Annotated in this window: 10 protein-coding genes; 5 read left to right on the top strand and 5 right to left on the bottom strand. The window is 74.9% G+C overall.

Annotation, left to right across the window (positions count from 1 at the left end):
- Window positions 1-109 precede the first annotated feature (109 nt).
- Window positions 110-295: a hypothetical protein gene (locus tag ACZ7LB_RS24840; RefSeq protein WP_471471285.1), complete on the bottom strand. Its 186-nt coding sequence runs from the start codon at window positions 293-295 to the stop codon at window positions 110-112.
- A gap of 259 nt (window positions 296-554) precedes the next feature.
- Between ACZ7LB_RS24840 and ACZ7LB_RS24835 the strand changes: the two genes are divergently transcribed.
- From ACZ7LB_RS24835 to ACZ7LB_RS24825, 3 genes are all read left to right on the top strand, one after another.
- Window positions 555-1,787, top strand: a complete 1,233-nt coding sequence (locus tag ACZ7LB_RS24835) for a low temperature requirement protein A (RefSeq protein WP_471471283.1) — start codon at window positions 555-557, stop codon at window positions 1,785-1,787.
- 58 nt (window positions 1,788-1,845) lie between these two features.
- Window positions 1,846-2,874, top strand: a complete 1,029-nt coding sequence (locus ACZ7LB_RS24830; RefSeq protein ID WP_471471281.1) for a P1 family peptidase — start codon at window positions 1,846-1,848, stop codon at window positions 2,872-2,874.
- A gap of 546 nt (window positions 2,875-3,420) precedes the next feature.
- Entirely contained in the window at window positions 3,421-4,158 is a 738-nt protein-coding gene (locus ACZ7LB_RS24825) for a DUF6227 family protein (protein ID WP_471471279.1), read from the top strand.
- 62 nt (window positions 4,159-4,220) lie between these two features.
- On the opposite strand, the gene ACZ7LB_RS24820 is transcribed toward ACZ7LB_RS24825, so the two are convergent.
- A complete protein-coding gene (locus tag ACZ7LB_RS24820) occupies window positions 4,221-5,696 on the bottom strand; it encodes an MFS transporter (protein ID WP_471471476.1) in 1,476 nt (491 codons plus the stop codon).
- A 583-nt stretch (window positions 5,697-6,279) separates the two neighbouring features.
- Here ACZ7LB_RS24820 and ACZ7LB_RS24815 point away from each other — a divergent pair.
- Window positions 6,280-7,251, top strand: coding sequence for a helix-turn-helix transcriptional regulator (locus ACZ7LB_RS24815; RefSeq protein ID WP_471471475.1), 972 nt, complete (start codon window positions 6,280-6,282; stop codon window positions 7,249-7,251).
- A 296-nt stretch (window positions 7,252-7,547) separates the two neighbouring features.
- On the opposite strand, the gene ACZ7LB_RS24810 is transcribed toward ACZ7LB_RS24815, so the two are convergent.
- The 3 genes from ACZ7LB_RS24810 to ACZ7LB_RS24800 all read right to left on the bottom strand — a co-directional run bounded on the left by ACZ7LB_RS24810 (window position 7,548) and on the right by ACZ7LB_RS24800 (window position 11,118).
- Window positions 7,548-8,249 (bottom strand): TetR/AcrR family transcriptional regulator, encoded by a 702-nt coding sequence (locus ACZ7LB_RS24810; protein WP_471471277.1) that lies wholly within the window; start codon window positions 8,247-8,249, stop codon window positions 7,548-7,550.
- 628 nt (window positions 8,250-8,877) lie between these two features.
- The gene (locus ACZ7LB_RS24805) at window positions 8,878-9,876 is read right to left on the bottom strand and encodes a sigma-70 family RNA polymerase sigma factor (RefSeq protein ID WP_471471276.1); all 999 of its coding nucleotides are present in this window, start codon (window positions 9,874-9,876) and stop codon (window positions 8,878-8,880) included.
- 480 nt (window positions 9,877-10,356) lie between these two features.
- A complete protein-coding gene (locus ACZ7LB_RS24800) occupies window positions 10,357-11,118 on the bottom strand; it encodes a dioxygenase family protein (protein ID WP_471471473.1) in 762 nt (253 codons plus the stop codon).
- 140 nt (window positions 11,119-11,258) lie between these two features.
- Here ACZ7LB_RS24800 and ACZ7LB_RS24795 point away from each other — a divergent pair, with 140 nt between their 5' ends.
- A complete protein-coding gene (locus ACZ7LB_RS24795; RefSeq protein ID WP_471471274.1) occupies window positions 11,259-11,774 on the top strand; it encodes a MarR family winged helix-turn-helix transcriptional regulator in 516 nt (171 codons plus the stop codon).
- Window positions 11,775-12,097: the final 323 nt, after the last annotated feature.

Here is a 12,097-nt window from a genome sequence, read left to right as displayed (position 1 = left end):
GGGCGCGGCGCTCAGGGCCCGTGCCGTGGGCCGGGCACGTGACACGGTCCCGGGACCCGTTCGTGGTCCGGTGGTGGGCGGTGGGCCGGTCAGCGGCGGCCGGGGCGGCTCAGAGGTGGTGGGGCGGCTTCTCGTCCAGGAAGCGCCTCAGGTCCCCGGCGGCGTCGGGCTCGGGGCGGTCGCCCCATCCCCGGTCGGTGTCGTCCGAGGACTGCTGGTCCAGCGGGTCGCCGAAGACCAGCTTCGGCTCGGGCTTGGGCGCGCTCGGCTCGGGACGGGGGGCGATGCTGCTCATGCCCCCAGAGTACGGCCCGCCCCGGCGCGCGCCGTCGTGGAAGGGCCTGCGGGCGACCGGCCCGTCGCACCGCCGTTGCCCGCACCGCGTCCCCGTCAGGTCCGTCCTCCCCGCCGGGTGCGCCACCCGTGCCGCGGTCGCGTTCCCGCCGCGGTCGCCGTCGGTGGCGTGCCCGACACGGCGGGCGGAGTGCTCCCCCGCACGGCACCAGCCGCCCCGTTACCGGGACTTCCGGGCCGGGTCTGGTCTGCTGGTGTCCATGATGTCCAGTTCATCCCCCACAGTGGGACCCTCCGGGCCGCCCGGCGGCCACCGGCCGGTGCGCCGGCTCGCCGCCCGCGCCCCGCACGAGGAGCACCGGGTCTCCTCCCCGCTGGAGCTCCTCTTCGACCTGTGCTTCGTGGTGGCCATCGCCCAGGCGGGGGCCGAGCTGGTGCGCTCCGTGGCCGAGGGGCACGGGGGCGAGGGCATCCTCAACTACGCGATGGTCTTCTTCGCCATCTGGTGGGCGTGGATGAACTTCACGTGGTTCGCGTCGGCGTACGACAACGACGACGTGCTCTACCGGCTCGTCACCCTGGTGCAGATCGCGGGCGTCCTGGTGCTGGCGGCGGGCGTGCAGCGGGCGTTCGAGCGGCACGACTTCCTGGCCGTCTGGCTGGGCTACGCGATCATGCGGATCGCCATGGCGGCGCAGTGGCTCCGGGCGGCCCGGGGCTCCGGACCGGCGGAGCGCTCGATGGCCCGCCGCTACGCCTTCGGGGTGCTGCTCTGCCAGATCGGCTGGCTGGGGCTGCTGCTCCTGCCGCAGGGCGGGCGGATGTGGCTGTTCCTGGGGATGGCCCTGCTGGAGATGTGCGTTCCGGCGTACGCGGAGCGCAGCCAGACCTCGGCGTGGCACCCGCACCACATCGCGGAACGCTACGGGCTGTTCACGATCATCGTGCTGGGCGAGACCATCGCCGCGGCCACGGTGGCGGTGAAGTCGGGCATCGACGAGCACGACGCGCTCGGGGAGATGCTGCCGATCGCGGCGGGCGGGCTGCTGATCGTCTTCGCCGCGTGGTGGATCTACTTCGTGGTGCCGGTCCACGGGCATCTGCGCTCCAGTGGCCGGGCGTTCCTGTGGGGCTACGGCCACTATCTGGTCTTCGCCTCGGCCGCCGCGATCGGGGCGGGCCTGGAGGTGGCGGTGGAGCGGGCGGTCGGCGCGGGGCATGTGACCGCGCTGGGTGCGGCGGCGGCGGTGACGCTGCCGACGGCGCTGTACCTGCTGATGGTGTGGCTGCTGCACGCGCGGCACTTCAAGGTGGGCGTCACCCAGCAGGCGGTACTGCCGACGGCGGCGCTGCTGGTGATCTGCTGCACGTTCCTCGGGCGGTGGGCGGTGCTCGGGGCGGGGATCGTCCTGGCGCTGGCGGTGGCGACGGGGGTGACGCTGACCGCGCGCGGCCGCGCCGGGGGCCGGGGCGCGCCGGCGGGGGCGGGATAGGCGGGCGGACGGGCGGCGGTGCCCGGGAGGGCGGCGGGGGCTGGACGACACTGGCGTCATGACAGTGGACGCATTGACGGACGTGGCCGGGGTGCGGGTCGGGCACGCGACGCGCACCGGCGACGGATGGCTGACCGGCACGACGGTGGTGCTCGCCCCCGAGGGCGGGGCGGTCGCCGCGGTGGATGTGCGCGGCGGGGGCCCCGGCACCAAGGAGACCGACGCGCTCGATCCGCGCAACGTGGTGCGCGGGGTCGAGGCCCTGGTCCTGACCGGCGGCAGCGCGTACGGGCTGGACGCCGCGTCGGGGGTGATGGCCTGGCTGGAGGAGCGGGGGCGCGGGGTGCGGGTGGGGCCCGGTCCGGCCGAGGTCGTCCCGGTGGTGCCCGCGGCCTGCGTCTTCGACCTGGGGCGCGGGGGTGACTTCCGGGCCCGGCCGGACGCGGCCACCGGGCGGGCGGCGGTGGATGCGGCCGACGCGAGTGCGCCCGGGGCGCCGGTGGCCGAGGGGTGCGTCGGGGCGGGCACGGGGGCCGCGGTGGGCCCGCTGAAGGGCGGGGTCGGCACGGCGAGCGTCCTGCTGGACTCGGGCGTCACCGTGGCGGCGCTGGTGGTGGCCAACGCGGCGGGCTCGGCGGTGGACCCGGGAACGGGGGTGCTGTACGGGGAGCTGTTCCAGGGACGCCGGGTGGAGTACCCGACGGCGCGGACACACGGGGCGGCGCTGCGGCGGATCGCCGAGGCGGAGGCGGTGACCGGCGTGCCGCCGCTCAACACCACGCTCGCGGTGGTCGCCACGGACGCCGACCTGTCCAAGGCCCAGGCGCAGAAGCTGGCCGGCACGGCGCACGACGGCATCGCCCGCGCCGTGCGGCCGGTGCACCTGCTCAACGACGGGGACACCGTGTTCGCCCTGGCGACCGGTGCGCACGCCCTGCCGGACGGGGAGCCCCTGGCGCTCAACGCGCTGCTGGCGGTGGGCGCGGACGTGGTGACCCGGGCCATCGTGCGCGCCGTTCGGGCCGCCGGGCCGGTCTCCGGCCCGGGTGGCACCTGGCCGTCGTACGGGGAGCTGTACGGGGGCTGAGGCGGACCGCGCGTACGGCACCGGGGCCGGACCGGGACCCGGACCGTCGGCCTCCGGCGTCGTCCGTCTCGGCTCCCGCGCCCCGACGGGGCCGGTTGAGGGGATCTCGGTCTCGTGGGCCGAGGGGGTGGGGCGGGGGTGTGGGGATCGGTGAACACTTCGCCCCGAAGTGTTCACCGATTCTTGCACCCTCCCCCGCGGCGACATCCGCGATCGGGCGGGGGCTCGGCCCCGGAGACGGCCGGGCCAACTCCCGGTGACGGCCGGGACGACACCGGATGACGGGCACCGGCGGCTCCCGGGGCACCGTCTTTCCGGGAAACGGTTTGAACGGCTTGAACGGGTGGAACATGGCCGGGAACGAACGGCACGCGGCAAGTGCCGTTTGACCAGGCTTTTTTGACGGTTCGTCGGGTCGTACGGGAACTCCTCGCGCGGGCGGCGCGTTTTTCGTGCGGACGTTTTCCCGGTTCCCGAACACGATGTCCGACCGAGGGGCTACGGTATGCACCCACTAGGTGACATGCAGCAACGCCGGGAGAAGCCTTGAGCGTTCCGTACGAGACGGCAGCGGACGAACCCTCCGGGTCGCCGGAGACTCCGGAGGAGCATCTCATGCGGCTGCTCGGACGCAGCCTGAACTCGTTCGAGCTGCCCGACGAGACGGTACGGCCGCTGGACCGCGCGCTGGCGCACGACACCTCGCTGCACTCCGCGCACCACAGCGCGGGGCTGCACCGTGAAACGTATCGGCACACATGGCTGCTGGCGGACGGGACGGCGGTCACGCTCTGGGAGCTGGTCCACAACACGGTGCCCGGCGGGGAGGCCCAGCACGAGGTGTACGCGGACGAGGACGAGGTGCGGGCCGCGACCTCGCGGCTGGCGTTACCGCCGGAGACCCCGGAGTTCGAGCTGCCGGTGCCGGCCCCGCTGTCGACGATCCCGGCGCCCCGGCACGCCTATGTGCGGGGCGGCTCGGCGGACCACGCCCGGCGGCTGCTGCGACGCGCGGAGAACACGGACCGTCCCGGCACGGACACGGCCGCGCTGCTGGCCACGGCGTCCGCGCACCAGATCACCCAGGCCTTCGGCCGTCCGGTCCGGGCGGAGCTGCCGTACGCGCTGTACGAGCACGCGTTCCTGCTGTTCGACGGGCGGGAGATCTCCCTGTGGGAGGTCGAGCACACGGCGACGCCGGACGGGCGGCACATGTGCGAGGTGTACTCCAGCGAGGCGGAGGCGCGCGGGGCGATGGAGCGCCGCGCGGCCCAGGTCCCCTGACACGGCGGCGGGCCCCGCACGTGGAGGTGCGGGGCCCGCCGCCCCCGGGTTCCGCCGGGTCGTCAGACCAGGGCGGGTTCCTTCGTGCCCTCCCGGCTGTCGCGGTCCGTGGCGTCGCCGTCGGGCGTTCCTCCGGCAGTGTCCCCGCCGGCGCCCTCCATGTGCTGGGCGGGGCGCTTGGGCAGGGCGAACATCAGCAGGAAGATGGCGCCGAGGACGGCGGCGACCCAGCCGAGCGAGTTCTGGAAGCCGTTCACGAACGCCGGGCCGATGTCGGCCGGGGCCAGCCGGTCACCGATGCCGCCGAAGAAGACCACGGAGACCAGGCCGAGGCCGAGGGCGTTGCCCATCTGCTGCACGGTGTTGATGAGTCCGGACGCGGCTCCGGCGTGCTCGCGCGGCACCTCGGAGAGCACCGCGTCGGTCAGCGGGGCGACGATCAGGCCCATGCCGATGCCCATGACCACCAGCGGCGGCACCATCTGCCAGACCCCGATGCCGAGGCCGTGGCGTCCGGCCTCCCAGAGGTAGAGGAGCACTCCGGCCGCCATGACCAGCGCGCCCGCCTGGAGCACCTTGCGGCCGAAGCGGGGGACGAGGAGCTGCACCGACACCCCGGCGGCCGCCGACACGGCGACCGAGAACGGCACACCGGTCAGACCGGCCTTGAGGGCGCTCCAGCCGAGGCCCTGCTGCATGTAGAGGGTCCACACCAGGAAGTAGATGCCGAGGCCGAGTCCGAACACCGTCTGGACGGCGATGCCGGCGGCGAAGCTCTTGACGCGGAACAGCGAGAGTTCGATCAGCGGTGAGCCGTCCCGCTCGCCCTTGCGCCGCTCGTAGGCCACCAGCACGGCGAAGACGGCCAGGGCGCCGGCCATGGAGGCGTATCCCCACAGGGGCCAGCCCAGCTCGCGGCCCCGGGTGAGGGGGTAGAGCAGCATCAGCAGGCCGAGGGTGACCAGGGCGACGCCGGGAAGGTCGAGCTTGAGGGCGCGCGGGGCCTTGGACTCGGTGATGAAGCGCCTGCCGAGGACGAGGCCGGCGATGCCGACGGGCAGGTTGATCAGGAAGATGGGCCGCCATTCGAGCCCGAAGAGGTTCCACTGGGTGAGCAGCGCGCCGAACAGGGGGCCGGAGACGGCGCCCAGGCCGACGACGGCGCCGAACAGTCCGAAGACCTTGCCGCGCTCGTGGGCGGGGAAGGTCGCGTGCACGATCGAGAGCACCTGCGGCACCATCAGCGCGGCCATGGTGCCCTGGAGCAGCCGGGAGACGACCAGCATCTCCGGGCCGACGGCGAACCCGCACAGGGCGGAGGCGATGGTGAAGCCGCCTATGCCGATGAGGAAGAGGCGCTTGCGGCCGTGGATGTCACCGAGCCGTCCGCCGGTGATCAGACCGGCGGCGAAGGCGAGGGCGTATCCGGCGGTGATCCACTGGATCTGGCCGAAGGTGGCACCGGCGTCCCGCTGGATGGAGGGAATCGCGATGTTGACGATGGTGACGTCGACGAGGTCCATGAAGGCCGCGGTCATCACGATCGCGAGGGCGAACCAGCGGCGCCGGTCGCCCCCGGCGGGCGGCGCGGCGTCCGCGGTCCCGGTGTCCTGCGGTGTCCCGGCCGTTCCGGGCGCCTCCGCCGCCGTCCGCGCCCCCGTCGTCAGGGGCGTCCCCGCCGGCCGCGCCCCCGCCGTCGGGGGCGTCCTCGTCCCGGAGACCCCGGGGTCCTCCGCCGCTGCCGTCTTCTCCACTGGTCCCGTCGCCTCCGTCGTCTCCACCGCCGGCCTCCGCGGTCCCACCGCGTCCGCGGTGTCCGTCCGCTGTCCCGCTTCCGCCGGCTCCGCCGGTTCCGCCATCTCCGCCGTCTCTCCCGCGGCCGGTCTCCCGGCCGCCGTGCTCTCCGTCACCGTCCGCTCCCCCGGGCCCGTCCGCTCGGGGGCCCCGTCGCTGCCGTGTACGTCATCTCCGTCGTCCGTCCCGTGTCCGCCGTCCGTCCCCGTGTTCCGGGGCCGGTGCCCGCGTGGTCCGCGCCGGCTCCGGGCCCCCGGGAAGGTCATGGGGAAACCTAGGGGCCGTATAGGTCTGATCCGGTCCTACTGGTGCGCGATGCTCGTCGCCATGACGACGGACACACCGGCACGGCTGCTGACGCTCCTGTCCCTCCTCCAGACGCCCCGGGAATGGCCCGGCGGTGAACTCGCCGAGCGGCTCGGGGTCTCGCGACGCACGGTCCGCCGGGACATCGACCGGCTGCGTGAGCTGGGTTATCCGGTGCGGGCCACGATGGGGGCCGACGGCGGATACCGGCTGGTCGCGGGGAAGGCGATGCCGCCGCTGGTGCTGGACGACGAGGAGGCCGTGGCCATCGCCGTGGGGCTGCGTGCCGGTGCGGGGCACGCGCTGGCGGGCGTGGACGAGGCGTCGGTACGGGCGCTGGCCAAGCTGGAGCAGGTGCTCCCGGCCCGGCTGCGCCACCGCGTCTCCACCCTACAGGCCGCGACGACTCCGCTGACCAGCGGTGACGGGCCGAGCATCGCCCCCGGGACGCTGACCACGATGGCCTCCACGGTGGCCGGCCGGGAGCGGCTGCGGTTCGCCTACCGCGCCGGGGACGGCACCGCCTCGCGGCGCCTGACGGAGCCGTACCGGCTGGTGTCGACGGGACAGCGCTGGTACCTGGTCGCCTACGACCTCGACCGCGAGGACTGGCGGACCTTCCGGGTGGACCGGGTGAGCGAGCCCATGGCGACGGGGACGCGGTTCGCCCCGAGGGAGCTGCCGACGGGAAGCGCGGCGGAGTTCCTGCGGCGGTCGATGCGGCGGCGCGGGGACGCCTACGACCTGGAGGTCGCCTTCGCCGCCCCGGCCGAGGCGGTGGCGGCCCGGCTGCCGGGCCGGCTCGGTGTTCCGGAGCCGGAGGGCGACGGGGGTTCCTGTGTGCTGCGGGTGACCACGTCGGACTCGCTGGACTGGACGGCCGTCCGGCTGGCGATGCTGGGGGTGGACTTCCGGGTCCGGCAGCCGCCGGAGCTGGTGGCCCGGATCCGCGAGCTGGCGGCCCGGCTGTCCGGGGCCGTGGAGGGGGAGTGACCTGCGCCGGAAGCGCGCACCGGGGGTGGAGAGGCGGGCGGGCGCCGGGCCCGCGAACCCCGGGGGTGACGAGCGTCCGGGCGGACAAGCGAAGGCGCCGGGCGGCCGCGGAGGGCGACCGGGAGCGAGCGGCATCCCCGGCGGGCAGCGGCGCACGGCCGGGGACGGTGGACGACGGGGAGCGGCGGGTGTCCGGGGCGGTGGACGGGACGACCGGGCGAGGACGGCGCGTGGTGACCGGGGCGGTGGACGGGACGACCGGGCGGGGGCGGCGCGTGGTGACCGGGGCGCGCCGGTCAGCGCAGCGCGGCCGCCCAGTCGAAGCCCCGCAGCACCGCGAGGTTGCGCAGGGCGAGCGCGCGGGGGCCCCCGGGACCGCCGGACGCCGGCGCGACCTCGGCGGCGGCCCAGTGCTCCACGGCGGCCCGTACCGCCGTGCCGGCCACGGCCGCCGCGAAGCGCAGGTCGGGTGAGGCGGCCGCGCGGGCGGCAACGTCGTCCCCCGGTGCCCCATGTTCCCCGGCGAGCCGTGCCGCCAGCGCCTCGGTCAGCCGTCCCTCGGCGAGGTGGCAGACGTCGGCCCACACCTTGCGCAGCGCGGGGCTGCCGTCGGCCAGCCGGACGAGGGTGCGGGCCCACTCCCAGGAGACCGCCGACACCCCGGCGCCCGGGGTCAGGGTGTGCCGCGCGGCGTGTTCCAGGGCCTCGGTCGGGGACAGCTCGCCGGGGGCGGTGCGCACCGCGTGGGCCCAGCGTTCGGCGCCGAGGGCGTAGAGCGGGGCGACGGCCTCCTCCTTGGTCGCGAAGTACCGGTAGAAGGTGCGCGGGGCGACCCCGGCGGCGCGGGCGATGTCCTCGGCGCGGGTGGCCCGCAGGCCGTGCTGGACGAAGAGGCGGGCCGCGGCGCGGGCGATCTCCGCGCGGGTCTCGGACTTGCGCCGTTCGGTCAGGGAGAGGGGGGCCGAACCGGGCGGATCGGACGACGGGGTGGTGCTCACGTCGGCAGGTTATGCCGCTGTGGCAAAATCTGTCATCCGGCGGGCCACCCCGGGGTTCAGGTCCGGGGTGCCCCGCCCTTCGGCCGTCACGCGGAGGGCCGGGCCACGGCGCCCGGGGGAAGGCGCCGCGCCCGGCTCGGGAAGGTCCCGGCACCGGGGGGAGTGCGTCGGGACGTGGTCCATGGGGGGCGGGCACTGCCCGGCCCGTGCGGTGGAGCGGTGGAGTCCCGCTCCCCGGCCCGCGTCCGGGGCCTGGAGTTCTTGTTCCCGGCAGGCGCGGGTTGAAGCACCGTCGGCGGCCGTGTTCACGCGGGGCCGGGGCACCGGGCGCACGCCACGCCCCGGGGTGCGTCCGAGTCCCACGGCACCTCGGGTGGACGCCGCTCCCCCGTTCCACGCCGCGCGGCACACCGCGGATCCGCCCTCCACCCCGGCAGCCCGGGTACGGGCGGCACGGTGGGCCGGGAGCCCGTCGCCCTCGGGGCGCCGACGCCCCGGCGCGCACCCCCGACCGGGCCATGGGCCGTGGATCCGGGGCCCGGGGACGCCGCCCGCCCCCGTCGGTCCTCGCCGTCCCGCTACCGCCCTGCCGGGGCCGGGGCCGGGCGGCCCCCGTCCGGTCCGTCGGTTACGCCGCCGCCTCGAAGCCGGTGTCGCGGGCCAGCTTCTTCAGCTCCAGCAGCGCGTGCTTCTCGATCTGCCGGATGCGCTCACGGGTGAGCCCGTGCTGCTTGCCGACCTCGGTCAGCGTGCGCTCGCGGCCGTCGTCGATGCCGTACCGCATCTTGATGATGGACGCGGTGCGCGGGTCGAGGCGGCCGATCAGGTCGTCCAGCTCCTCGCTGCGCAGCAGGGTCAGCACCGACTGCTCGGGCGAGACCGCGGAGGTGTCCTCCAGGAGGTCGCCGAACTGGGTCTCGCCCTCGTCGTCCACCGCCATGTTCAGCGAGACCGGGTCGCGGGCCCAGTCGAGCACGTCGGTGACGCGCTCCGGCGTCGAGCCCAGCTCGGCGGCGATCTCGGCGGGCTCCGGCTCGCGGCCGTGCTCGCGGTTGAACTCGCGCTGCACACGGCGTATCCGGCCCAGCTCCTCCACGAGGTGGACGGGCAGGCGGATGGTGCGCGACTGGTCGGCGATCGACCGGGTGATGGCCTGGCGGATCCACCAGGTGGCGTACGTCGAGAACTTGAAGCCCTTGCGGTAGTCGAACTTCTCGACCGCGCGGACCAGGCCGGCGTTGCCCTCCTGGATGAGGTCGAGGAGCGGCAGGCCGCTGCGCGGGTACCGGCGGGCGACCGCGACGACCAGGCGGAGGTTGGAACGGATGAAGACGTCCTTCGCCCGCTCGCCCTCCTCGATCAGGGCGCGCAGCTCCTCACGGGTGGCGTCCGCCCCGGTCTCCTCGTAGCCTTCGAGTACCTGCCGTGCGAACACGCCCGCCTCGATGGTCTGGGACAGCTCGACCTCCTTGGCGGCGTCGAGCAGCGGGGTCCGCGCGATCTCGTCGAGGTACATGCCGACCAGATCGCGGTCGGCGAGCTCGCCGCCGCTGGCGCGGACGCTGGTTGCCGCGTCGGAGGTCCCGCGGGAGGCGGACTTGCGACGGGCGACGGCACGGGTTGCCATGCGTGCTCCCTTGCGATGGTGGATCAGCGGGTGGTCCTTGGACGTACGGCATCCTCCGAGCCGGCCCGGACTCTGCTCCGGACGCTCTTCGGGTGCCCTGCATCCGATGGAAACAACGACTGGAATCCGGACAGAATTCCCAACCCGCCCTCCGATTTTTCTGATCATGCAGTACCCTGTGCCGGCGCATGACGACCAGCGCGGTCCCCGGACCCCGCGGAGCCCCTGGTCGGACCCGGGTCGGCGGTGTCCGCGACGGCCCCCGCCGGGCCCTTCCGCCCCTCCCCGGCACGGGCGGAGGGTGACGCCCCTCACAGCCCCGGCGTCCGTCGGCCGCTCCCCTTGGAGAGGACGGCTCCCGCGCGCCGGGGGTTGCCACGCGGCACGGGCGGATCGCCGGGGGCCACGGAGCGGGCCACCGGGGCGTGCGGGGCACGGGCGGGGGCGGGGCGTACGGGGCGCGGGCGGAGCGCCGGGGGCTCAGCCGAACTGCACCGACCGCTTCGCCAGGCCCATCCAGAAGCCGTCGATCACCGAGCGGCCCCGGTCCAGCTCACCGGCGGCGTCGGCGGCCCCCAGGGTGACGAAGAGCGGGGCGAAGTGCTCGGTGCGCGGGTGCGCCAGCGCGCCCGAGGGAGAGGTACGGGCGAAGTCGAGCAGCGCGTCGACGTCCCCGGCGTCCAGGGCGCGCCGGCCCCAGTCGTCGAACTCGGAGGACCAGGCGGGGACGCCGGAGTGGCGCAGCGCGGCGAGGTTGTGGGTGAAGAAGCCGGAGCCGACGATCAGGACGCCCTCGTCGCGCAGCGGTGCCAGCCGGCGGCCGATCTCCATGAGCCCGGCGGGGTCGAGGGTGGGCATGGAGACCTGGAGGACGGGGATGTCGGCGTCGGGGTACATCTCGACCAACGGGACGTAGGCGCCGTGGTCGAGGCCGCGCTCGGGCACGTCCTGCACGGGGGTGCCGGGGGCGCGCAGCAGTTTGCGCACGGAGTCCGCGAGGTCCGGGGCGCCGGGGGCCCCGTAGCGCACCCGGTAGTAGTGCTCGGGGAAGCCCCAGAAGTCGTGGACGAGGGGGACGGTGCGGACGGCGCCGAGGGCGAGGGGGGCCTCCTCCCAGTGGGCGGAGACGACGAGGATCGCCCGGGGGCGCGGCAGACCGGCGGCCCAGGCGGCCAGCTCACCGGGCCAGACGGGGTCGTCGGCGAGCGGCGGTGCGCCGTGGCTGAGGTAGAGGGCGGGCATGCGCTCCTGGTGTGCGGCGGACATGACGGCGGCTCCTCGGCTCGGCTCGATCCAATTGCTTGAACCTTCAAATGATTGGACGCACTCAATCTACGCCAACGTTGTTTAACTTTCAAACAGTCATTCCGTAGAGTGGTCCCATGAACACGGCACCCATTCCGGCCCCCGCCGACGAGCCCCGCTGGCTCACCGACGAGGAACAGCGCGTGTGGCGCTCCTACATAGAGGCCACGACCCTGCTGGAGGACCACCTCGACCGCCAGCTCCAACGAGACGCCGGCATGCCGCACATCTACTACATCCTCCTGGTCAGGCTCGGGGAGGCGCCGCGTCGGCGGCTGCGGATGACGGAACTGGCCAAGTTCGCGAAGATCACCCGCTCCCGGCTCTCGCACGCCGTGGCCCGGCTGGAGAAGAACGGCTGGGTCCGCCGTGAGGAGTGCTCCTCGGACAAGCGGGGCCAGTTCGCCGTCCTCACCGACGAGGGCTTCGAGGTGCTGGGCCGTTCCGCGCCCGGCCATGTGAACGCGGTGCGGCAGGCCATGTTCGACCGGCTGACCCCGGAACAGCAGAAGTCCCTCGGCGAGATCACGCGGATCCTCGCCGAGGGACTGCAGCCGGGGGGAGCGGGCGCGGACCTGCCCTGGATGCGCTGAACGGCGGCGTCCGGCGGCGACGGGGGCGGCCGGACGGCCGGGGCGGCGGACCGGCCGTGAGGGGCACGGGCGTCCGGCGGGGCGCGGGCGTCCGGCCGGGCCCGCAGAGGGCCGGCCGTGCGCGCCCACCCGGCGCCACCCGTCTCCGATCCGGTTCCCATCCGTCCCCCGCCCGTCGTCCGCCCGGCTCCCGGCGGGCGGACGCGGGGCTCAGCGGGTCACCGGCGGCTCACCGGATGGCCAGGTGGTCGAGGTAGGAGCGCACGTTGCGGCGGGTCTCGGCCACGCTGTCGCCGCCGAACTTCTCCACCACCGCGTCCGCC

Source organism: Streptomyces sp. NPDC107521, from assembly GCF_055598485.1.
This window is presented reverse-complemented; position numbering and strand designations above follow the sequence as displayed.